The organism is Roseomonas elaeocarpi (assembly GCF_042433915.1).
GTDB classification, from domain to species: domain Bacteria; phylum Pseudomonadota; class Alphaproteobacteria; order Acetobacterales; family Acetobacteraceae; genus Roseomonas; species Roseomonas elaeocarpi.
Map to the genome: position 1 here is coordinate 444,364 of NZ_JBHLUN010000005.1, position 21,371 is coordinate 465,734.

Here is a 21,371-nt window from a genome sequence, read left to right on the forward strand (position 1 = left end):
TTGCGCCGGTGGCGGGGATGCGGGTGTCGTGGGTCGGCTGGGCGCCCCGGCTGGGCGCCCTGGCTGGGCGCCTTGGCGCGGCGTCCTTGTTCGGTGCTCTGGGCCGTTCAGCGCCCCGGGTCGCGGGGGGCAGGTGCGGCGGTGGGGATGCCGCGGCCGAGCAGCGTGTCCAGCGAGCTGCCCAGCCGCCCTGCCAGCTTGGTCAGGGTGCCGCTGCTTTCCAGCAGCGCGAGCTCGCGCGCCGCTTCCTCGTTCGCGGGTTCCAGCCGCAGCACCGCGCGAAAGGAGCGGATCGCCGCCGCGGCGTGGCCCAGGGCGCGCTGGAGCCGCGCCAGCTGAAGGGCCAGCGACACGTCGCCCGGGGCGGCCTCGTAGGCCTGGCGGGCGCTCACCAGGGCCTCGTCGAGGCGCCCGGCATTGGCGAGGAGGTGGCTGAGCGCGGCATGGAGGCCGGGCAGCCGGCGGTCGAGCCGCAGCGCGTCGCGCAACTGCGCCTCGGCCGCGTCCAACTCCCCCTGGGCGGACAGGAGGTATCCGGCCTGCATGGCCAGTGGGGCATAGCCGGGCACCCGTTCCCGCCCTTCCAGCGCCACCGCCAGGGATTCCGCCGGCTCGTTCACCAGCGCGGTGGACAGCGCGTGCCAGAGCGTGCCGTCCGCAGGTGCCAGCAACAGGGCCGCGCGGAAGAAGGGCGCGGCCTCGGCGGGGAAGCCGTGGGCGATCAGCGCGTGCCCGACCTTGCGCAGCGCCTCGAGGTCGCCCGACAGGACGCCGCCGTACAGGGGCCAGGCGCGCGACGCGATGCCGGTGCCGCCGCGGCCGAGGAGCTCCACGATCATGTCGGGCGCCAGTTCCCGCTCGTCGGCGTGGCGCAGCGTTTCGGGGCAGCCCAGGGCGATGGCCGCGGGCCAGAGGCGCTGGGCGTGGCGCTCGCGGCCGCGCACCATCGCCTCGCGCGCCACGACGCGGTGCCAGACGGGCGTGCGGCGGCTGCGTCGCAGTACCCGGCGCAGCCCGGCCGGATCGTCGGCCAGGACGTTCTCCAGGGTTTCTTCCAGTGCCCAGGAACTGCGGATCAGGTGGATCGCCCAGTGTTCCACGAAGGGGGTGTGGACCCAGCGGAGGTGACGGTCGCCCGGATCCGGCGAGCCGGCCGCCACGATGGCCCGGGCCTGGGCGCTGTCCTGCGGGAAGTACGGGTCGGCGATCATGAAGGGGACGCGCGGCAGTTCCTCGTGGCTGATGCGCAGGCCGCGATGGATCTTCGGGCGGAACAGCCCGGAATAGCGCAGGTCCTCGGGCATCACCGCCGGGTCGATCGAGAACTGCGGCGCCACGGCCAGCGCGTAATCCACCCCGAGGCGGCGGGCGTGGCGCAGCGCCGCGTGGCCGCCCATGCTGTAGCCGTAGGCCACGGTGGTGGCCTCCACCAGCGGGCGGATGAACGGGGCCGCCGCCTCGATCGAGGCGGCCGGGTACCAGTGCGTGTCGTAGCCCACCACGCCGATCAGGTCGTAGCCGAGGCGCCGCGCGGCGCTGCTGCCCCAGCACGTCGTGCCGTCGGGGCGGAAGGTCAGGTCGGCGAAGGTCAGCAGCGAGCCGCGGCCACTGCCGGGCTGGTGCACAACGCGGATCACCCCGTCGTCGAACAGGATGCTCGGCGGGAAGGGCTCGTGGAGGGTCTCACCCCAGGGGCACGGGTCGTCGGGGCGGGTCATGGATGGGATTGCCGTTCCGCAGGCCCCGCGGTGCCGGGGCGGCCTGTCCCGCGTCGGGACGGGCCTCGCTGTGTTCTCATGCGCGCGGCATTACTGGACGGCGTTGCGCGTGGCGGCAAGGGCGGCGGGCATCACGCCGGCGCGTGGTCCCCAGGCCCGGGCTGGCACTGGCCATTCAGGGCGCCTGGGCCGGTCCGACGCGGTCAGGAGTCGCGGCGCGGCGCGGGGGCGGCCGGCCGGTCGTGTGCATGGTCGTGCGGCTGCCCATAAAGCTTCGCCGGGTCCTCCAGGACCGGTGCGATCGCCGTCACCGCGCCGTCGCGCAGCGCCCAGGAAAAGCAGGACCGGCGGCCGGTGTGGCAGGCGACGCCGGGCTGGTCCACCAGCGCCAGCACCGCGTCGCCGTCGCAGTCGAGCCGAAGCTCCCGCAGGTGCTGCACCTGGCCCGAAGTCTCGCCCTTGCGCCACAGGGCGTTGCGCGAGCGCGAGAAGTAGGTGACGCGGCCGGTGCGCAGCGTCTCGTCCACGGCCTCGCGGTTCATCCAGGCCAGCATCAGCACCTCGCCGGTGTCGTGCTGCTGCGCCACCGCCGCCACCAGCCCGCGCGCGTCGAAGCGCAGGGCGTCGAGGAAGCGGGCGCGCTCCGCCTCGGAAGGCGGGGTGCTGGCGTTTCGGTCGGTCAGGGCTGTGGGCGCGCCGGTCATGCGTTACCATATAACCGCGCGAGGCTTTGGACGGGAGGGCTTGCATGGCGGAGGCGAGTGAGGCGGTGCTGGAGCGCGCCGAGGCGACCTGCGCGGCGCGCGGGGCGCAGCTGACGCCGCTGCGGCGGCAGGTCCTGTCGCTGGTGCTGGAAGCGGATCAGCCGGTGGGCGCCTACGCACTGCTGGACCGCCTGAAGGCCGAACGGCCCGGCGCCGCGCCGCCCACGGTGTACCGGGCGCTGGACTTCCTGCTGGAGCACGGGCTGATCCACAAGGTCGAGCGGCTGAACGCCTTTGTCGGCTGCGCCGGCGCGCCGCACGGTCACGCGCATTCCCACGCCCACCAGCACGCGCACGGCGCGGCGCACGACCACCCGCACCAGTTCCTGATCTGCGGCCGCTGCGGCGCCACGCAGGAAGTCACCGACGAGGCCGTGACGCGCGCCATCGCGGCCGCGGCTGCCGCGGTGGGGTTCCGGCCGCAGCGTGCCACGGTGGAGGTCGAGGGAACCTGCGCCCGCTGCCTCCTGGCGGCGTGAGAGAGGCGGGGGCTCCGCGAGCTTCAGGATCGTCGGGGCTGGACGGGTTGGCGCTGCACGAACAGGCGCCGCGTCGCGTAGGAAATCCACAAGTGGCGTGAACCGAGATAGTCCTGCCCCAGGATGACCTTGAAGGGCAGGTCTTCGGGAAGCGTGGCGATGCCGAGGGTTACGCCCTCCAACCGGTCCTGCCCGACCTCGAGCGTCACGTTTCGCCAGGCACGCAACTCCATCTCCTCGGTGCCGATGCCCAGCGCCCGACCCGCCGGAGGTCCCGACAGCACGGCCTCGGGCGCGCCGAGTTCCCGCGCCGTGTCCGGCGAGACCAGGCTGCCGGCCGCACCGGTGTCGAGCAGCGCCGGCAGGGTCCGGTTGTTGATCCGCACGTCGAGGCGCAGCCAGCCGTTGCTCAGCACCTGCAAGGGCAGGGTGTCGTAGGAACCGCTCCAGGGTGGATCGCCGGCCACGCAGCGGCGCTGGTCATGGAGCACCACCTGACGGCCTGGGATATCGAGATCCACCTCGTTGATCCGCAGGAAATCGGCCCCCAGCAGCCCGGCCAGCCGACGCTGGCCTTCGCCGGTGGTGTGGCCCGCCACCGGGAGGGTCAGCTGGCGGACCTCCTGGCTGCCGACGCGCAAGCGCGCCAGCAGGACGTTCTGGCCGCGCGTTTCGCCGCCGATGCCGATGCTGCGCGTGCTCCGGAGCTGGTCGGTCTGCAGGCCCAGTGCCTTCGCGCCCTCCGGCAGAAGCGTCGTGGTCGTGGCGCCGGTGTCGAGCAGGAAGGGCGCGCGATGGTCGTTGAGCGACACCGGAACCACCGGCAGCGAGGCGGATTCGTGAACGGGCAGGGTGTTGCCGGTTCCGTAGTCGCAGGGTGCCGCGCAGCCAACCAGCAGCGCCGGCACTGCCAGGATCGCGAGGTGCCGCAATGCGGTGACGGGGCGGTTGCTGGGCAAGGCGATGTTCCCGCGGCAGGGAGGGGGAGTCGGGGCGCCAGGATGCCGCTGAGGCGACCTACCTCCTATCCCGGCGCGGCATTTTCCGCGCCATCCGGCTCCAGGGGCGGCGCTCAGCCCGGCGCTTGGCCCTTTTCCGCCGCTGCCAGCCGCTCGACGTCCCGGACGTAGCCGTCGGCGTCGAACTTACGCAGCGTCGCGGCACCCAGCGACCGGACAGTGCCGTAAACCGGCCGCGTGCCCCAGGGGCGGTCATGCAGGCCGAAGAGCCACGCGACGTTGGTGAAGGAGTTGGCGTCGCGGCCATCCAGGAAGTAGCGGTTGTTCAGCCGCAGCGCCGTGTCCCAGGCCTCTTCCGGGGAGCGCGACCACTCCACGATCTTCTTGCCCCAGTACATGCGCATGTGGTTGTGCATGTAGCCGGTGTCGCGCATCTCCCCCATGGCGGCGTTCCAGTACCGGTCGTGGGTTTCGCCCATCTCCAGCTGCTCCGGCGTGTAGAGGTAGGGGCGCTCATCCGTTCGGTGCGCGTCCAGCGTCTTGCGCGCCCAGTCCGGCACGGCTGCCTCGTAGCGGTCGTAGTCCGGCTGGTAGAAGATGTGGTTGGCCGCGAGCTCGCGCCGCACGATCAGCTCTTCCAGGAAGGCGTCGCGGTCCTCCTCGTCGCCTTGGGGCGAGGCGCGGACCGCGAGGGCGATCGTCACCGGCGAGATCTGGCCGAAATGCAGGTAGGGGCTGAAGTGGGATGCGGCACCGGCCTCCGGCCGGCCGCGCGCCTTGCCGTAGCCCCGGAAGCGATGCGCCAGGTAGTCGCGCAGCCGCGCTTCCGCCGCCGCCATCCCGCCGCGGAAGCGCCGCACCGGGCCGATGCTCTGATCGGCCTTGAGGGAGCGCACCAGCTTCGGCACGTCCTCCAGCCCGAGGTCGCTGTCGGGGTGCGGTTCGCGCGTCTGGTGCTTCACCTCGGCGGCGGGCAGGGGCACCAGGTACTCGTCCCACAGCCGGTGCAGCTTCGGTCGCAGGGTCCGCGCGGCGAATTCGTGCTTGGGCGAGGCGGTTTCCAACGGCACCACCAGGTCGCCCTCCACCCGCAACACGTGGCAGGGCGCTTTGTCGGCGAAGTCGGCCTGGAAGTGGCGGACCGGGCGCAGGTCGTTGCGGTCGCAGACCACCAGCGCGGCCTCGGCCGCGTAGCGCAGCGCGGTTTCCACCGGTGGGGCGCGCCGGGCCACGAAGCCGATCCCGCGCTCCCGCAGCGCCGGGCCGATCTCGGCCATGCCTTCCAGCAGGAAGTTCCAGTGGCGGGCATTCACCTCCGGAAAGCCCTCGGCGATGCCGTAGCAGACCAGCACCGGGAGGTTGAGCCGGTTGGCCTCAGCCACCGCATGCTCCAGCGCCGGGTTGTCGTGCGCCCGCTGCGACAGGCCCATCCAGTAGAGGACGTGCCGGCCAGCGGCGTTTTCCGGCTTGCGGTTGAGGGGCTGGATGCGGGTCGGCTGGATCATCGCCCCCGGATGTGAGGCGGTGTGCCGGTTTGCCCAGGGTGGTGCCGCAGCGGGCTGCGCTGCCGCCGGCCGGTCACGCGGACGCTACCAGGGCGCCGCGAAGCCCGGCTGCCGTTTCTCGCGACGGCGCCGCGCGCCGGAACACCGGGCGCGCGGCGCGGGGTTCAGCGCGGCAGCCGGTCCAGCCCGGCCGCGAGGTCGGCCCGGAGGTCCGCCGGGTCTTCCAGCCCGATATGCAGGCGGAAGGCCGGGCCGCCCAGGCGCTCGCCCGGCACGGTGCGGGTGATGCCGCCGGTGGTGGCCAGCGCCAGGCTCTCGTAGCCGCCCCAGGAGGCGCCGATGCCGAAGTGGTGCAGACCGTCGATCAGCGCGTAAAGGTCGTCCTCGGAATAGTGCGGCTGCAGCACCACCCCGAACAGCGAGCAGGTGCCGGTGAAGTCGCGCTGCCAGAGGGCGTGCTGCGGGTGCGACGGCAGCGCGGGGTGGAGGACGCGCAGCACCTCGGGTCGGGTTTCCAGCCAGCGCGCGATCTCCAGCCCGGCAGCGCCCTGCGCGCGCAGGCGGGTGGCCATGGTGCGCAGGCCCCGCAGAGCCAGCGAGCAGTCATCGGCGCCAGCCACCTGTCCCAGCGCGGTGTAGGCGTTGCGGATCGGCACCCAGTCGGCCTCGTCCACCACGGTCACGCTGCCCAGCAGCACGTCGGCGTGGCCGCCGACATATTTGGTCAGCGCCTGGATCGACACGTCCACCCCGTGCCGGAAGGGCTGGAAGTGGTGGATGCCCCAGGTGTTGTCCATCAGGATACGGGCGCGGGGCCGGTCCGGCGCGGCGGCGGCGTGAACGGCGCGGGCGATGGCCGGGATGTCCTGCAGCTCGAAGGTATGGGAGCCAGGGCTTTCGGTGAGCACGACGCGCGTGTTGGGGCGCAGGAGCTCCGACATGCCGCGCTCGTCCACGATGGGATCGTAGTAGGTCGTCTCGATCCCCCAGCCGCGCAGCAGCCCGTCCGCCAGCCGGCGGCTCGGACCGTAGGCGCTGTCGGGGACGAGGCAGTGATCGCCGGCCTTAAGAAAGGCCATCATCGGCACGGCAATGGCGGCGAGGCCGGAGGAAAGGATCAGCGCCCGCGTGCCGCCCTCGATCTCCGCCACGGCGGCAGCCAGCGCCTGGTGCGTGGGCCCGCCCTGCGTGCCGTAGGTGATCGGTCCATCGGGGCCGGCTGCCCGCATCGCACGGCTCGACGGGAACAGCACGGTGGAGCCGCGATGCGTCGGCGGGTTGACGAAGCCGTGCTGGCGCAGCGGGGCGCGGCCCACCTGCACCATGCGGGTGGCGAAGCCTTCCGCCGGGATCTCTCCGTGCGGTCGATCGTCGGACATCAGCGAACTTTCGGGGTTTCGGGGCGGGACGCCCATTCGGTCCAGGAGCCGTCGTAGACGGCGGCGTCCACCAGCCCGGTCTGATGCAGGCCGAAGGCCAGCACGCAGGCGGTGATGCCGGTGCCGCAGGTGGTGACCACCGGCCGCGTCCCGTCGGCGCCGGCTTCCACGAAGAGCTCTCGCAGCGCCTCGGGCGGCAGGAAGGTGCCGTCCGGGCCGACGAGCTCGGTGGCGGGGAGGCTGGCGGCGCCCGGCATGTGGCCGCCGGGCAGGCCGGGGCGCGGCTCGGGCGCGGTGCCCTCGAAACGGCCGCGGGAGCGGGCGTCGAGGATCAGCGTGTCGCCACCCCCGGTGACGGCGCTCTGGCGCACGATGCGCTTCATGTCGCCGATGCCGGCGAGGCGGTCGGTGCGCAGGTCGGCGGTGAAGCTGGCGGGCTCGGCCAAGGGGGTGACGGGTGCAGGATCGCCGCTTTCCACCGGGCGGCCTTCGCGCTGCCACTTCGGCAGCCCGCCATCGAGCACGGCGGCCTTGTCATGCCCGAAGAGGTGCATCAGCCACCAGCCGCGCGGGGCGCTGAAGATGCCCTTGCCGTCGTAGAACACCACGCGGGTGTCGTTGGTGATGCCCAGGCTGCCCATCAGCTTCGCGAAGCGCGCCGGCGTGGGCACCATGTGGGGCAGGTCGCTGTCCGGGTCGGCGGCCTCGTCCACGTCGAGGAAGCGGGCGCCGGGGATGTGCGCCTTCCGGAACTCCTCGCGGCCCGTCTTGCCCTCGGGCGGCAGGTAGTAGGTGATGTCGAGCACGACGAGGTCGGGCTTGCCGAGCTCCCCCGCGAGCCATTCGGTGGAAACCAGGGAATCCATGGTGGCTCAGTCCTTCAGCACGAGGGTGACGCGGCGGTTCTGCCGGCCCTTGCTTTCGAGCTTGGTGACCTCGACCCCGCCGATCTCGCCGGTGGAGCGCACATGGGTGCCGCCGCAGGGCTGCAGGTCCACCGGCAGGTCCTCCGGCCCGATGCAGACGAGGCGGATCTGCCCGGCGCCGCGCGGCGGCTGCACCGACAGGGTGCGCACCAGGCCCGGATTGGCGTCGAGCTCGGCCTCGGTGATCCAGCGCTCCGACACCTTGTGGTCGGCGGCGATCAGCGCGTTGAGCCGCTCGGTCAGCCATTCCTTGGTGGGGGGCTCGGGCAGGTCAAAGTCGAGGCGCGACTTCTCGGCGCCGATCTGGTTGCCGGTGGCGTAGATGCCCGGCATCACGGCGCAGAGCAGGTGCAGCGCCGTGTGCATCCGCATGTGCCGGTGGCGCCGGTTCCAGTCGAGCGAGGCGATCACCGCGCTGCCGACGGGCGGCAGCTCGGCGCCCTTGGCCGGGACGTGCAGCACATTGCCGTCCGGACCCTTGGTGGCCTCGGTGATGTCGGCATGGGTGAAGCCGGCTTCCGTGCCCCAGCGCAGCGTGCCGCTGTCGCCCGGCTGCCCGCCGGCGCGCGGGTAGAACAGCGTGCGGTCCAGCACGATGCCCTCCGGCGTGGAGGACAGCACGGTGCCCTGGGCGTCGTGGCCGTAGGGGTCGAGACGAAACAGCAGTTCGGTCATGCGTGAGATCGGTCCTGGCTACGGGGCTGCGCGGAACGGGTCATCGCCACGGGAGGCGCCGCGGCGGAACGGGGTCCCGGTGAGCGTGCTTCGGTTGGCGCGGCATCGGCACCCAAACCGGCGAAGCGCTGTGACGTGAACGGCACCGCCCCCGCGGCGTTTCGCCTTCGCCCCAGGGCGGGGCGGCAGCTCGGAATGTCCGGTCGGAAAAGGCCAAGGCACAAATCCCGGTAGCGGAGCCATCCGGCGCAGCGCCGGCGCAACATCCGGGAAATCTGCCGTGGCAGGTCTGGCCTTCATCGGCCGGGAATCCTAGCCTCGGGGTCAGGAAACGTCCACCCGAGGGGCCCGGCGGCTGGCCCCGCCCCGGAAGCAACCGCGCCGCATGAGCGACACTCCCCTGACCCTGCCGGCCGATGCCAGGGGCGATGCCCGCCTGGCGGCGCGCCGCCGCGCGATCCTGCTGGTGCTGGCGGAGGCCTTCGCCTTCGCGCTGGCCGCCGCCGCGGTGAAGGGGCTGGACGGGAGGATCCCGCTGGCCGAGGTCATCGTGTTCCGCAACCTGTTCGCGCTGCCGGCCCTGTTGCCGGCGATGGTGGCGGCGGGGGGCTTCCGGGCGCTGCGGACGCGATCGCCTCTGGCGCACCTGCAGCGCGGCTTCTGGGGGCTGCTCGGCATGGGCGGGTCCTTCTACGGCTACGCCAAGCTGCCGTTGCCGACCGTGAGCGCGCTGAACTTCACCATGCCGCTGTTCCTGACGCTGCTCTCGGTGCCCCTATTGGGTGAGCGCGTGGGGCCGCGGCGGGCGGCGGCCGTGGTGGTGGGCTTCGCCGGCGTGCTGCTGATGCTGCGCCCGGGCTTCGGCAGCGACGCGCCCGACCCGGTGGCCGCGGGCGCGGTGCTGCTGGCGGCGCTGGGCTGGGCCATGGCGATGATCTCGATCCGCCGCATGGGCGAGAACGGCGAGGCCGGGGTGACGATCGTGCTGTGGTTCGCGCTGCTGGCGCTGGTGGTGTCGCTCCTCGCGGCGATCCCCGTTTGGGTCTGGCCGACGGCGGAGCAGTGGGCGCTGCTCTTCGTGGCGGGCGCGGTGTCCGGCGTGGCGCAGCTGCTGATGACGGCGGCTTACCGCGGCGGCGAGTCGGCGCTGCTGGCGCCCTTCGAGTATTCCGGCATCCTCTGGACCACGATCCTGGGCGCGGTGTTCTGGGACAGGCTGCCGGAAGCGCTGGATTTCGCGGGCTTCGCGGTGCTGGTGGGGTCGGGGCTGTATATCTGGCAGCGGGAAGTGAAGGCCAAGGCGGGGGCCGCGAGCTAGCCACTCAATGCCGGCGCTGTCTGCCTGGGTTCCCGGACGGACGCCCCTCCAGCCGTGGACGAGGCTGTCATGCCTGGGCCGGTGATGAACTGAGCGGCCTGCCGGACTGCCGCAACGCCGGACCAAGCGACCAGGCTGACGACCGTGCCATTCCTGTTGCTACCAAGCGGGAACAGCGCAGGTTCTTCCTTCAAAACGTTCTGTTTGATAGTATGGGCGGCATGAAGCCGCGCCGCCTGATCAAAGTCGCTCGCTTGGTGGATGGCGGCATCCAGCCTTTCACCGGGGCGACCACCACCGCGGCCAAACGGACGGAACTGCTGGACCTCTGGGAGCGGCTCAGCCCGTCGGGGCGGCACACGGTGCTGCTGGCAGCGCGGCTGACGGCGCGGGAAGAAGACGTGCTTCCCCCCGGCACCAGCATCCTGGGGTGACCGCCCGTCGGGCGGGTTGAACCTCCGGTTGCCGGAGGGACCCGCGCTCAGCTCCCGGCCAGTAGCGAGGCGAAAGGGTGGAAGCGCACACGCAGGGGTTCGCCCGGCAGCAGCTCCGCCAGCCCGTCCGCCGCCGCCAGGGGCATGAGGCGAGCCGAACTGCCGGGGCCGAGGCAGCGCAGCAGCACGCCGTCGGCACCGTCCTCCAGGAGCTGTGCCGGGCGGAACTCGCGGCGGTCGACGCGCCGGCCCGGCACCTCGTCGAGGCGTGCCTCGCGGCCGCGCGGTGGCGCGGGGGGCAGGCCGGCCAGCGCGCGGATCAGCGGCACGGCGAAGAGCGAGGCGCCCACGAAGCCGGCCAGCGGATTGCCGCCGAAGCCCAGCACCCGCGCCTGCCCCAGGCTGCCGTGCAGCAGCGGCTTGCCGGGCCGCAGCGCCAGCCGCTGCACCGCGACGCTGCCGCCGGCCAGCGCGATGGCGCGGGGCAGGTGGTCGGCCTCGCTGCCCGCCACGGCGCCGGTTGTCACCAGGAGGTCTAGGTCGCCCGCGTCGCGCAGGGTTTGCGCCAGGAGGTCCGGCCGGTCCGGCACGGTGCCGAGATCCTGCAAGGACACGAAGGGCGCCGTGAGCAGCGCGGCCAGCATCGGGCGGTTGCTGTCGTGGATCTGCCCGGGGCGCAGCGCCTCGCCCGGCCGCGCGAGCTCGCTGCCGGTGCTCATCAGCCCGACCCGCACCCGGCGGCGCAGCGGCAAGGTCGCGGCCCCCGCCGCGCCGGCGAGCGCCAGGTGCTGCGGTTCAAGGCGGATCCCGCCCCGCAGCAGCGTGCTGCCGGCACCGGCATCCTCGCCCGCCCCGCGGATGTTGGCGCCGAGGAGCGGGGTCTGGTGGAAGGTGACGGCGTCGCCGTGCCGTTCGCAGCGTTCCTGGTACATCACGGCCGCGCCGCCGGGCGGCACCACGGCGCCGGTGAGGATGCGGATCGTGGTGCCGGGGCGCAGCGCCTCGCCCGGCGCGTCGCCCGCGAAGCGCTGCCCGGCGAGCGGCAGGGTGAAGGGTGCGGCGCGGGCGAGATCAGGCTCGGCCAGGAGGTAGCCGTCCATCGCCGCGTTGGGGAAGGGGGGCAGCGGCGCGGGGGCCGGGAGGTCGCGCAGCAGCGCGCGGCCTGCGGCCAGCATCGGCGATACGGCCTCTTCCCCTGCCACCGCCTCGACGCCCTCGAGGATCAGCGCCAGGGCGGTGCCGGTGTCGAGACCCACCGGCGCGCAGGGGTCTGGCAGGGTGGCGGCCGTGGGCGCCCCATCGTTCCTCATGATGGCGGCAGGTCCATCTCCGTCACCCGGTCAGCCCCGTGGAACACCGTCAGCACGCCGCCGCGCGCCCCGGCCACCAGCGTCATGTCCAGGGCGCGCGCGCGTTCCAGCGCCAGCGAGGTCGGCAGCGAGATCGACACCAGCGCGCGGGCGCCCAGCACCGCGGTCTTTTCCACCATTTCGTAGGAACAGCGGCTGGTCACCAGGACGAAGCCCGCGAGGCGGTCCAGCCCGGCGCGGGCGACGGCACCCACCAGCTTGTCGAGCGCGTTGTGGCGGCCGACATCCTCGCGCACCAGCAGCAGCGCGCCGTCGAGCGCCACCCAGGCGGCGGCGTGCACGGCATTGGTGCGCCGGTTGAGCCGCTGCGCGTCCTCCAGCGCGTCGAGGGCGCGGCGGACCGAGGCGGCATGGAGGACCGGCGGCTCCGTCCCGGGGGCGGCCGCCCAGGGCAGGTCGCCCGCGTCCTCGACGCCGCAGATACCGCAGCCGGTGCGGCCGGTGATGACCCGGCCCGGGCGGCCGCGCTGCCGCGCCAGGTGCCGCCGCAGCGCGGTACCGGTCAGCGTCAGGTCGACGCGGAGATTGCCGTCCTCGTCCGTACCGACCTCGGTGCCGCGCAGGTCGCCGGTGTTCTCCACGATGCCTTCGGTGAGGCTGAAGCCCAGGGCGAAATCCTCGAGGTCGCAAGGCGTGGCCATCATCACCGCGAAGGGAACGCCCGAGTAAACCAGGCTGACTGGCGCTTCCACGGCCACCTCGCGCAACAGGGCGGCCGGTGGCGTGCCCTCGCGGAAGCGGTGAAAGGCGGCGGTCATCGCGATCGGCGCTGGGGCTTCGGGTGTCGGCTCCGCAGTGACTGCCAGAGGGCCGCCGGCTCGGTCCGCCGAGGCGGCGGGCGCGGTGCGGCCGTCCCCGCGCGGTTCAGCGAAAGCGGGCTGCCTGACCGGCGAAGCACCGGGCGCCGCTGCTCCGGGCGCATGGCCGTCCACCTCAAGGGAGTGCTGGCGTCCCTTCTCGTCGGGGAGGCGCGTCGTCATCGTTGCTCCCCTGTGCCGGGTGTCCGCACGGCCATCCGGGGACGGGCGGCAATGTTGCGTCGCGGCGGGAGCGCTTCCAGCCCCCCGGCGCACGCCGCGGCGCGCGGCAGGGATGATGCCGGCCCATGAGCGGAACGCAACCCCAGGTGGCCGGGTGCGCAGGGACGGGCTCTCAGGGGCCGGGCTATAGCTGGGGCAGGAAACGAACCGGGGAGTCACCGGGAATGAGCTACACCATCGCCACCGCCCGTTTGGACGCGATGCTGCGCGAAGACGTGCCCTACGGGGACCTGACCACCGAGGGGTTGGGCATCGCGGATGTGGGTGCGCGGGCCACCTTCGCGGCCGGCGTGGACATGACCGTCTGCTGCACCGAGGAAGCCGAGACGCTGTTCCGCCTCGCCGGCTGCGAGGAGGCGCGCCGCCTCTGCGCCACGGGCGTGCGGCTCGAGGCCGGCAGTCCCATGCTGGTCGCGGAAGGCCCGGCGGGCGCGCTGCACCGCGCGGCCAAGGTGGCGCAGGTGCTGGTGGAGATCGCGTCCGGCGTCGCCAGTGCCGCGGCGCAGCTGCGTGTCCTGGCGCGGCAGGTGCGGCCCGACATCGTGGTCGCCTGCACCCGCAAGCACCTGCCCGGTGCCAAGGATGTGATGCTCAAGGCCGTGGCGGCCGGCGGCTGCGTGCCGCACCGGCTCGGGCTCAGCGACAGCGTGCTGGTTTTCGCGCAGCACCGCTCGCTGCTGGGACGTGAGCCGCCGCACCTCTGGGTGTCGCGCCTGCGCGCGGCGCAGCCCGAGCGCAAGATCGCGGTTGAGGCCGAGGACGTGGACACGGCGGTTCAGTACGCCCATGCCGGGGTGGACGCCCTGCAGTGCGACAAGATGTCGCCCGAGCAGGTGGCGGAAGTGGCGCGCGCCCTTCAGCGGCATCCGAACCGCCCGGTGCTGGCGGCCACGGGCGGCATCCACGAGGGCAACGTCGTGGCCTATGCCCGGGCCGGGGTGGACGTGATCGTGACCTCGGCGCCCTACGCCGCGGCCCCGCGCGACGTGAAGGTCACGATCGAGCGCGAAGGGCGCTGAAGCCGCCCCGGCCGGCTTCGTGGGGGAACGATCCCCGCGTCGTCCGCCCGGTGCTTCCTGGTCACGGCGGCGCCTGGGAGCAGGCTTCGGCTCCGCGTCCGCGCGATCCGCTGACCGGGTTGCCCGCTGCGGGAGGTTCGATCAGGCCCGCGGCAGGAGGTCACCGCCACGCGGCCGATGGATGCGCGGCGGCAGGGGCGACTGCGCGGTGCGCTGCAGCTGGTGCGCGACGATCCTGCCGAAGCTTTCGCCGCCCGGCCAGCCGGTGATGCGGCCCAGGACCCGGTGGCCGGAAAACAGCAGGAAGGCCGGGATGCCGTGCAACCCGAAGCGGGTGGCGATCCAGGGATCCGCCCGGACATCGCCCTGGAGCCAGCGCACCCCGGGCCAGCGGAAGCGTTCCGGCGCTTCGCCGAGCGCACGACGGATGGTGTCGCAGGCGACACAGTTGGTTTCCCAGAGCAGCAGGATGCTCAGCCGCTCGCGCACCTCCTCGGCGAGAACCGTGTCCAGCTCCGTGCTCTCGACGCGTCGCATGGGAAGGCCCCGCACGGAGCCGATGTCGATGACGCTGGCCATGAAGCTTTTCCTCCGCCCCGGTGGGGCGCCGGCCTTCTGCGGCTCCGGTCGCGCACCACGATCTCCGTCCGCAGCTTAGGCAGGCCCCGGCGCCGGTGACGAGCAAAAGCCCGTGCGCCGCCGTTGCCGGGTTCCCGTGGGCGCCGAATCCCCCGGTTCCGGCGCAGCACGATTGCGGATCCCTGCGGCGCCGGAGGCACGCGGCTGGATGCCCGTCACGGGGCGCCCAGCGCGGGGATGCCCGAAAGCGAAGGTCTCAAGCCTGGATGCCGCGGGGAGGATGCTTGTGGCCACCGCGGAGGAGCGGCAGTCTCGCGCCACGATTTTCCCCCGGGTGGAGACGGAACAATATGATGAAGCGCCGGACCTTGTTCCAAGCCGCCGCGGCAACGCTGCTGGCCGCGCCCGCGGTCGCGCAGAACACGCGCGGCAAGACGCTGCGCTTCGTGCCGCAGTCCAACCTCAGTGCCCTTGATCCGATCTGGACCACCGCCACGGTGGTGTCGAACCACGGCTACTACGTGTTCGACACGCTCTACGCGCTGGATGCCAAGGGCGAGGCGCGGCCGCAGATGGCCGAAGGGCACGAGGTGTCCGCTGATGGGCGCCAGTGGCGCATCCGCCTGCGCGACGGGCTGAAGTTCCACGACAACGAGCCGGTGCGGGCGGTGGACTGCATCGCCAGCCTCCAGCGCTGGGGCAGCCGCGATCCCTTCGGGCAGCTGATGCTGCGCGCGGCCGCGGAATGGCGCGCGGCGGACGACCGGACGATCGAGATCCGGATGAACAAGCCCTTCCCGCTGCTGCTGCAGGCGCTGGCCAAGGCGGACGCCTCGGTGCCCTTCATCATGCCGGAGCGGCTGGCGAAGACCGAGGGCACCAAGGCCATCACCGAGATGGTGGGATCGGGGCCGTACCGCTTCGTGAACAGCGAGTTCAACTCCGGCTCGCGCGCCGTGTACGAGAAGTTCGCCGGCTACGTGCCGCGCAGCGAGAAGCCCGAGCGTGCTTCGGGCGGCAAGGTCGCGAATTTCGACCGCATCGAATGGAACATCATCCCCGACCCCGCCACCGCCTCCGCCGCGCTGATGAGCGGCGAGGTGGACTGGTGGGAGCGGCCGCTGCCGGACCTCATGTCGATGCTGGCAAGCGCGCCGGACCTGCGGCTCGAGATCGTGGACCCGATCGGCAAAACGGCGCTGATGCGCATGAACGCTCTTCAGGCACCGTTCAACGACGTGAAGCTCCGCCGCGCCGTGCTGATGTCGGTGCGGCAGGAAGACTACATGCGCGCCTCGCAGGGTGACGACCGCTCCACCTGGAGCGAGTGCCGCAGCCTGTGGCCGCGCAACACGCCTTACTTCGCCGAGCAGGCCGACCTCATGCCGGGCGACTTGGACAAGGCGCGGGCGGCGCTGAAGGAAGCGGGCTATAAGGATGCCCGCGTGGTGGTGATCAACCCCACCGACTACCCGGATATCGGGCAGCTGGGGCAGGTGACGGGCGACACGCTGCGCCGCATCGGCATGAACGTGGACATGGCGGAGTCCGACTGGGGCACGGTGGTGCAGCGGCGCGCCAGCAAGGAGGCGGTGGACAAGGGCGGCTGGAGCATCTTCCACACCACCGGCTCCGCCCAGATCTACAGCAACCCGGCGCTCTCACCGCTGGTGCGCGGGCAGGGGTCGGATGGCGGCTGGTTCGGCTGGTGGAAGAACGACCGGGCCGAGGAGCTGACCGAGGCCTGGCTGAACGCCGCCGACCCGGCGCAGCAGGCGAAGCTGGCGGGCGAGCTCGGGCGCTTGGCGCTCGAGGAGGTGGCCACCGTGCCGCTCGGCCAGTTCACGCAGAAGGCCGCGCTGCGCAAGGACATCGTGGACCTGGTGCAGGGGACCTCGCCCTATCCCTGGGGCGTGCGGCGGGCCTGACCCCGCGCACCCCGGCCCCATGCGGGGGCCGGGAGCGGCGGAGGCGGAACCGCGCCCGGCCGGTGCCAATGGTGCCGGCGAGGGGTGGCTGCGCCCGGGGAGGGCGCGGCGCGACCGGAAGGCCCGGTCGCGACCATCAGGCGCCGAGGATCGCCTCCACGCCGTTTGCCAATGCGAAGAGTTCCGCATCCCCGTCGCGGAATCCCACCAGCTGGAAGCCGAGCGGCAGCCCTTCCGCGCGCAGCAGCGGCAGCGCGAGGGCGGGCGCCCCCAGCATCGAGGACGGCGCCGCGAAGACCGGGTTGCCCGTGGACTGCAGCCCGACCGGTGCCGCCCCGGGCGCGGTGATGCTGACCAGGGCGTCGCACTGGCCGCTCAGCCGCGCATGGGCGGCGCGAGCCTCGTCGCGCCGGCGAAGCAGGGCGGCGTAGTCACGCTGCGTCATCGCGTTCGCCATGGCAGCCCGGCGCCGGGCTGCCTCGCTGACCGCCGCCGCGTCGCGGGCCAGGAAGCTGTTCAGCGGCCAGCGCCATTCCCAGGCGTTGATGCCGGTCACGATCTCCATGGTTCCGGCCAGGGCGTCCTCCAGCGCGCGGAGTTCCGGGCTCGCCTCCGCCGTGATCACCGTCACGCCGGCGTCGCGCAGGCGTCGCAGCGCATCCTCCAGCGCTTCGCGCGCGGCGTCCTCGACCACGCTCCAGCCGGGGCCCTGCAGCAGGGCCAGGCGTCGGGGCGCCACCGGTGACGGCAGGGTCTCGGGCCCCACGAGGCCAGGATAGCCGGGATCGCCGCCGACCCGCCCCGCCACGGCCGCCGCCACCGCCCAGGTATCGGCCAGCGAGGCGGCGATGGGGCCGGTGGTGCTCTGGCTCAGGAAGTCCAGGCTGCCGCCGCGGTTGATGCCGCCGACGCCCGGCTTGAAGCCATGGACGCCGCAGTAGCCCGAAGGACGCAGGATCGAGCCGACCACCTGGGTTCCCAGCGCGGCCGCCACCATGCCCGCCGCCACCGCCGCGGCCGAGCCGCTGCTGCTGCCGCCGGGCGTTCGGCTCGTATCCCAGGGGTTGCGGGTGCCGCGCGGCTCGGTGGAGGCGAACTCCGTGGTCACCGTCTTGCCCAGCACGACGCAGCCGGACTCGCGCAGGCCCTGGACGCTGGCGGCATCGAAGCGCGGCCGGTGCCCGGCAAACAGCGCCGAGCCCATGGCGGTGTCCATGTCGGCGGTGTCGATGATGTCCTTCACGCCCACCGGCATGCCGTCCACCGGCGACAGCGGCCGGTTGTCCCGCCAGCGCGCGGTGGCGGCGTCGGCGGCCCGGCGGGCGGCCCCGGCCTCGATCACCGTGAAGGCGCCGACGGTGGGTTCCAGCCGTGCCACGGCGTCGAGGCATTCCTCCAGGAAGGCGCGCGGCGTGTCGGCGCCGTCGCGGAAGCGCGCGGTGCGGGGGAGGTAGGGACGGGCTTGCGGGGTGGCGTCTGACATGCGGCAGGGACTTTCCGGCTTGGTGGATCCCCGGGCGAGGCGTGTCGTGGTGGCACCAGCCGGGGGATGCTGGCGACGCATGCAGGCAAGAGCCGTGCCGGACGGCTTGTGCCGCGGCGGCGGCGGTGCCAATCGGGGCCTGTCGCGGGACGACGCGCTTTGTCCGGTTGCGAGCGCAGGGCGCGTTTCATGCTGCACCGGCCGGGACTTGCGCGGTAGAACCAGGCGGCGGGCCGCGCCGGTGGCCTTGTTCCGGAGGGGCCTGACAGCCAGCCCGGGAACAGGACCTTCCGCGGAAACATGTTTGCGGGCAGGAGGCTGGCATGACCGAGGATCCCTGGATGCCGACCGTGGCGGGCGCGGAGTCCGTGGTCACGGAGGCCGTCGCGATGTTTGACGACGGCAGCGGCTACGTGGGCCCCGGCACCCATGTCCGCGGCGCCGGACCGCTGACACTGATCCTGACGGTGGAGCCAGGCGGCGCGGGCTCGCTGGCGATCCTGGGCTGGCGGGAAACCGACCGCGGCGCGCTCACCACCGCGCGGCTGTTCCGGGCGGAATGGGAAAGCGGAGAGTTGTGCGACGTGACCGAGTTCATCCCCGGCACCTGGGAAGCCGAGCTCGCCCGGGCCGCGACGCGGAGCTGAGGCCCGGGGGCGAGGAGGGGTTCAGCCGCGCCGCATCTCGTCGCGGCGCATCGGCATCGTGTCGATCAGCGCGAAGAGTTCTTCGGGCTCGGCCGGGCGCTCGGCGCGCCATTTGACGCCGCCATCCTTGCCGATCAGCAGCGCCGCGAAGGGCGAGGGGGCCGGCACCCCGAAGCTGCGGCGGAGTGCGGCCGCGTCGGGCGCCGGAGTGCCAGGTGCCGTAGCCTCGGGGCCGAACAGTGCTTCCACCGGACCGTTTCCGACCACCGCCAGCACCGCCATGTCGCGCTCGCGCAGCGACGGGCGCGCCACGTCCAGAAGTTCGCGCTGCCGCTTCAGCGCGCTGTTCTCGCCGTCTGCGAAGAGCAGCAGCACGCGGCTGCGCCAGCGATAGCCGTCCAGCTCAGCTGCCATGGCGCGCCGCTTCGGGACCAGCAGCAGGGCTGCGGCGAGCACCGAGGCGATCGCCAGCGATAGGCGGCGGGACGGTGGCGGCACGGACGTATGCTCCGGTCATCTCGTCGCGATAACGCCGGGCGGGCAGCCGGGTTCTGGGTTCGCCGGGATGATGCCGGCCAGGCTAGGCGGAGCAGTCCGTGGCGGGACGTCCCGTCGCGCGTCCTTCCGGACTACATCCTGGAAGGAGACGCCTCAGGGCGCGGCTTCGCGCCGGATCGCCTCTGCCAAGGCCGTGGCTTCCGCGGCGGCGGCCGAGCGCGGCGCGTCCTCCACGACGCCCAGGCCGCGCCCGAAGGCCTGGGCAAAGGCGGCACGGTTGCCGAGCGTGGTGTCCAGCAGCGGCAGGTCGCGCCCGTTCAGGGCGGCCGTGATCTCCTCGCGCAGGCGCCCTTGGGCCGGAACGCGGTTGAGCAGCAGGATCACCGGGCGCTTCTCGGCGCGCGTGGCGGCCAGCGTGGCGTCGATCGCCCAAAGGTCGGGCAGCGAGGGCTGCAGCGGGATCAGCACGAGGTCGGCCGCGCGGATCGCCCGCTTGGCATCGGCATCGGCATGCGGCGGGGTGTCCAGGATGGTGAAGCCCGCCGCCCGCTTGCGGCTTTCCACCGCCTGGGGCGCGCGCCAGCCGGAGGGCGCCTCGAAGTCGATCGCGGGCATCGCGGTGGGGCGTGCGGCGTGCCAGTGGGTGAGGCTGCCCTGCGGGTCCGTGTCCAGCAGGGCCACGGCCTCGCCAGCCGCCAGCAGCGCGGTGGCGAGGTTGGCGGCGACCGTGGACTTGCCGGCGCCGCCCTTGCGGCTGGCGATCGCGATCGTGAAGGCCATGTGCCTGCTCCCCCAAGCCCCAGGAGGGCTCCCTGTTTGTCAGGCAACGCCGTGTTGTCGGAATTCGGCCGGCACCTGCCGCCGGGCATTCCCGGCCGTCCCGCGGCTGCAATCGTCACTGGCGCGAGGGGCCTGCCCGAGCCGGAGAAGGAAACCGTCGAGGCCGAGAAGATCGTTCATCCCCAATGCTCTCCTTCCGGTGCCCCGGCGACCCTGGCGGGCGGCGCATCCCGCCCGGCGCCAGGACGTTAGCGTACCGACATGCCCGTTTTCCCGCGACGCGACGACAAAAATCCGCGGCAGGCGACGCGCCCCGCCCCGGCCGAACTGCTGCTGCCCGACGAGAGCCGGCGGCTGGACCAGGCGGCGGCCGAGGCAGGGGTGAGCCTGGAGCGCCTGATGGCTGCGGCCGGCCGGGCGGTGGCACGCGCCGCCATGCGCCGCTGGCGGCCGCGCCCGGTGGTGGTGCTGGCGGGGCCCGGCAACAACGGCGGCGACGGCTGGGTGGCGGCGCGCCTCCTGGAGGAGGCGGGCTGGCCGGTGGCGGTGGCCGCGTTCGGCATGCCGCCGGAAAACAGCGTTGCCGCCGAGGCTGCCGGGCGCTGGCGCGGGGTGAGGGTGCCGTTCTCGCCGGAGGCCGTCGGGCGGGCGGGGCTGGTGATCGATGCGCTATTCGGCGCCGGGCTGTCGCGCGACCTGCCGGCGGAGGCGGAAGCGGTGCTGCGCGCAATTCGGGCGCCGATCCTGGCGGTGGACGTGCCGAGCGGCCTGGACGGTGCCACCGGCCAGGTGCGCGGCTTCGCGCCCGAGGCCGCGGTGACGGTGGCGCTGGAGCGTGCGCGGCCGGGCCACGTCCTCCTTCCGGGACGGGACCTGTGCGGCGCGCTGGAGGTGGTGGAACTCGGCTTTCCACCGGGGTTGATCGAGGCGCTCCGGGTCCGTTGCTGGCGCAACGGGCCGGCACTGTGGCGGCTGCCGGTGCCCGGGGCGGCGATGCACAAGCATTCCCGCGGCCACGTGGTCGTGGCGGCGGGCGCGACCATGCCCGGGGCCGCGCGCCTGGCCGCTGCGGGGGCGCGGCGGGCTGGCGCGGGGCTGGTGACCGTGGCCGCCACGACGCAGGGCGCGGCCTTCCTGCTGCGCGGCGTGGCGGAGGCCGGCGACATCATCGCCGACCCGCCGGCCGAGGCGCTCGTGGGCGGCAAGGGAAAGGTCTGGGTCCTGGGACCGGGGATGGTGCCCGACGACCGGGCGCGGGACCTCCTGGCGAAGGTCATGGAGGCCGGTGACCGACTGGTGGTGGATGCCGGCGGCCTGACACTTTGCGCCGGCGCGCCGGAGCGGCTGCGGGGCGCCAGCATCATCACGCCCCATGGCGGGGAGTTCGGGCGCGTCTTCGGGCCGCTCGGCGACCTCGCCCAGACGGACAAGCCCGAAGCGGCGCGGCAAGCGGCCTCGCTGACGGGCGCCGTGGTGGTGCTCAAGGGCAGCGACACGGTGGTGGCCGCGCCCGACGGGCGGGTGGCGATCAACAGCAACGCGCCGCCCACCCTTGCCACGGCGGGCAGCGGCGACGTGCTGTCGGGGATCTGCGGCGCGATGCTGGGGCAGGGGTTGGAGCCCTTCGAGGCCGCTGCGGCAGCGGTATGGCTTCACGGCGCCGCGGCACCGACGGGGGCCGGCGTCGTGGCGGAGGATGTGGCGGCGGGGATTCCCCGTGCCTTTGCCCAGTGGACAGAGACATACGCCTGACATGTCATAAGGGAAGTGCGGCCGGGAGAGGGATCGTTGCGACGATGTTTTGCCGGCGCCGCTCCCCTGACTTGGAAAGCCCTCATCCTTGGGCTACACGCCCGCGCTTGAGGTTTGC

Annotated in this window: 21 protein-coding genes; 7 read left to right on the top strand and 14 right to left on the bottom strand. The window is 73.2% G+C overall.

Annotated elements, in window-relative coordinates:
* Nucleotides 1-107: 107 nt before the first annotated feature.
* Together ACFFGY_RS07695 and hisI are read right to left on the bottom strand one after the other, a co-directional pair.
* On the bottom strand, nucleotides 108-1,718 hold the full coding sequence (locus ACFFGY_RS07695; protein WP_377043874.1) for a tetratricopeptide repeat protein: 1,611 nt from the start codon (nucleotides 1,716-1,718) through the stop codon (nucleotides 108-110).
* 203 nt (nucleotides 1,719-1,921) lie between these two features.
* Nucleotides 1,922-2,422: a phosphoribosyl-AMP cyclohydrolase gene (gene hisI, locus ACFFGY_RS07700; protein ID WP_377043875.1), complete on the bottom strand. Its 501-nt coding sequence runs from the start codon at nucleotides 2,420-2,422 to the stop codon at nucleotides 1,922-1,924.
* A 44-nt stretch (nucleotides 2,423-2,466) separates the two neighbouring features.
* Here hisI and ACFFGY_RS07705 point away from each other — a divergent pair, with 44 nt between their 5' ends.
* Nucleotides 2,467-2,961 (top strand): Fur family transcriptional regulator, encoded by a 495-nt coding sequence (locus tag ACFFGY_RS07705; protein WP_377043876.1) that lies wholly within the window; start codon nucleotides 2,467-2,469, stop codon nucleotides 2,959-2,961.
* 23 nt (nucleotides 2,962-2,984) lie between these two features.
* On the opposite strand, the gene ACFFGY_RS07710 is transcribed toward ACFFGY_RS07705, so the two are convergent.
* The 5 genes from ACFFGY_RS07710 to ACFFGY_RS07730 form a co-directional block, all read right to left on the bottom strand.
* Nucleotides 2,985-3,920, bottom strand: coding sequence for a retroviral-like aspartic protease family protein (locus ACFFGY_RS07710; protein ID WP_377043877.1), 936 nt, complete (start codon nucleotides 3,918-3,920; stop codon nucleotides 2,985-2,987).
* A gap of 113 nt (nucleotides 3,921-4,033) precedes the next feature.
* Complete coding sequence (locus ACFFGY_RS07715; protein ID WP_377043878.1) at nucleotides 4,034-5,425, bottom strand: deoxyribodipyrimidine photo-lyase; 1,392 nt, start codon at nucleotides 5,423-5,425, stop codon at nucleotides 4,034-4,036.
* A 164-nt stretch (nucleotides 5,426-5,589) separates the two neighbouring features.
* Nucleotides 5,590-6,804, bottom strand: a complete 1,215-nt coding sequence (gene metC / locus ACFFGY_RS07720; RefSeq protein WP_377043879.1) for a cystathionine beta-lyase — start codon at nucleotides 6,802-6,804, stop codon at nucleotides 5,590-5,592.
* Nucleotides 6,804-7,670: a sulfurtransferase gene (locus ACFFGY_RS07725; protein WP_377043880.1), complete on the bottom strand. Its 867-nt coding sequence runs from the start codon at nucleotides 7,668-7,670 to the stop codon at nucleotides 6,804-6,806. The genes metC and ACFFGY_RS07725 overlap by 1 nt, the downstream gene beginning before the upstream one ends.
* Nucleotides 7,671-7,676: 6 nt before the next feature.
* Complete coding sequence (locus ACFFGY_RS07730) at nucleotides 7,677-8,405, bottom strand: alanyl-tRNA editing protein (RefSeq protein ID WP_377043881.1); 729 nt, start codon at nucleotides 8,403-8,405, stop codon at nucleotides 7,677-7,679.
* Between the two features lie 385 nt (nucleotides 8,406-8,790).
* Here ACFFGY_RS07730 and ACFFGY_RS07735 point away from each other — a divergent pair, with 385 nt between their 5' ends.
* The gene (locus tag ACFFGY_RS07735; RefSeq protein WP_377043882.1) at nucleotides 8,791-9,723 is read left to right on the top strand and encodes a DMT family transporter; all 933 of its coding nucleotides are present in this window, start codon (nucleotides 8,791-8,793) and stop codon (nucleotides 9,721-9,723) included.
* A 221-nt stretch (nucleotides 9,724-9,944) separates the two neighbouring features.
* Nucleotides 9,945-10,157, top strand: coding sequence for a hypothetical protein (locus tag ACFFGY_RS07740; RefSeq protein ID WP_377043883.1), 213 nt, complete (start codon nucleotides 9,945-9,947; stop codon nucleotides 10,155-10,157).
* 47 nt (nucleotides 10,158-10,204) lie between these two features.
* Here ACFFGY_RS07740 and ACFFGY_RS07745 read toward each other — a convergent pair whose 3' ends face one another.
* Nucleotides 10,205-11,467, bottom strand: a complete 1,263-nt coding sequence (locus ACFFGY_RS07745) for a molybdopterin molybdotransferase MoeA (protein WP_377043884.1) — start codon at nucleotides 11,465-11,467, stop codon at nucleotides 10,205-10,207.
* Entirely contained in the window at nucleotides 11,464-12,285 is an 822-nt protein-coding gene (gene fdhD / locus ACFFGY_RS07750; RefSeq protein ID WP_377043885.1) for a formate dehydrogenase accessory sulfurtransferase FdhD, read from the bottom strand. Before fdhD ends, ACFFGY_RS07745 begins: the two co-directional genes overlap by 4 nt.
* Before the next feature lie 446 nt (nucleotides 12,286-12,731).
* Between fdhD and modD the strand changes: the two genes are divergently transcribed.
* The gene (modD, locus tag ACFFGY_RS07755) at nucleotides 12,732-13,586 is read left to right on the top strand and encodes a ModD protein (protein WP_377043886.1); all 855 of its coding nucleotides are present in this window, start codon (nucleotides 12,732-12,734) and stop codon (nucleotides 13,584-13,586) included.
* Between the two features lie 141 nt (nucleotides 13,587-13,727).
* Here modD and ACFFGY_RS07760 read toward each other — a convergent pair whose 3' ends face one another.
* A complete protein-coding gene (locus tag ACFFGY_RS07760) occupies nucleotides 13,728-14,165 on the bottom strand; it encodes a thioredoxin family protein (protein WP_377043887.1) in 438 nt (145 codons plus the stop codon).
* A 368-nt stretch (nucleotides 14,166-14,533) separates the two neighbouring features.
* Here ACFFGY_RS07760 and ACFFGY_RS07765 point away from each other — a divergent pair, with 368 nt between their 5' ends.
* The gene (locus ACFFGY_RS07765) at nucleotides 14,534-16,093 is read left to right on the top strand and encodes an ABC transporter substrate-binding protein (RefSeq protein ID WP_377043888.1); all 1,560 of its coding nucleotides are present in this window, start codon (nucleotides 14,534-14,536) and stop codon (nucleotides 16,091-16,093) included.
* A gap of 136 nt (nucleotides 16,094-16,229) precedes the next feature.
* On the opposite strand, the gene ACFFGY_RS07770 is transcribed toward ACFFGY_RS07765, so the two are convergent.
* Nucleotides 16,230-17,576, bottom strand: coding sequence for an amidase (locus ACFFGY_RS07770; RefSeq protein ID WP_377043889.1), 1,347 nt, complete (start codon nucleotides 17,574-17,576; stop codon nucleotides 16,230-16,232).
* A 323-nt stretch (nucleotides 17,577-17,899) separates the two neighbouring features.
* On the opposite strand from ACFFGY_RS07770, the gene ACFFGY_RS07775 reads away from it, so the two are divergent.
* Nucleotides 17,900-18,223: a hypothetical protein gene (locus ACFFGY_RS07775; protein ID WP_377043891.1), complete on the top strand. Its 324-nt coding sequence runs from the start codon at nucleotides 17,900-17,902 to the stop codon at nucleotides 18,221-18,223.
* A 21-nt stretch (nucleotides 18,224-18,244) separates the two neighbouring features.
* Here ACFFGY_RS07775 and ACFFGY_RS07780 read toward each other — a convergent pair whose 3' ends face one another.
* The 3 genes from ACFFGY_RS07780 to ACFFGY_RS07790 form a co-directional block, all read right to left on the bottom strand.
* Nucleotides 18,245-18,721: a DUF4174 domain-containing protein gene (locus ACFFGY_RS07780; RefSeq protein WP_377043892.1), complete on the bottom strand. Its 477-nt coding sequence runs from the start codon at nucleotides 18,719-18,721 to the stop codon at nucleotides 18,245-18,247.
* 153 nt (nucleotides 18,722-18,874) lie between these two features.
* Entirely contained in the window at nucleotides 18,875-19,501 is a 627-nt protein-coding gene (gene parA / locus ACFFGY_RS07785) for a ParA family partition ATPase (protein WP_377043893.1), read from the bottom strand.
* Between the two features lie 39 nt (nucleotides 19,502-19,540).
* Nucleotides 19,541-19,681 (bottom strand): hypothetical protein, encoded by a 141-nt coding sequence (locus ACFFGY_RS07790; protein ID WP_377043894.1) that lies wholly within the window; start codon nucleotides 19,679-19,681, stop codon nucleotides 19,541-19,543.
* An 81-nt stretch (nucleotides 19,682-19,762) separates the two neighbouring features.
* Between ACFFGY_RS07790 and ACFFGY_RS07795 the strand changes: the two genes are divergently transcribed.
* Nucleotides 19,763-21,253: an NAD(P)H-hydrate dehydratase gene (locus ACFFGY_RS07795; protein ID WP_377043895.1), complete on the top strand. Its 1,491-nt coding sequence runs from the start codon at nucleotides 19,763-19,765 to the stop codon at nucleotides 21,251-21,253.
* Nucleotides 21,254-21,371 lie beyond the last annotated feature (118 nt).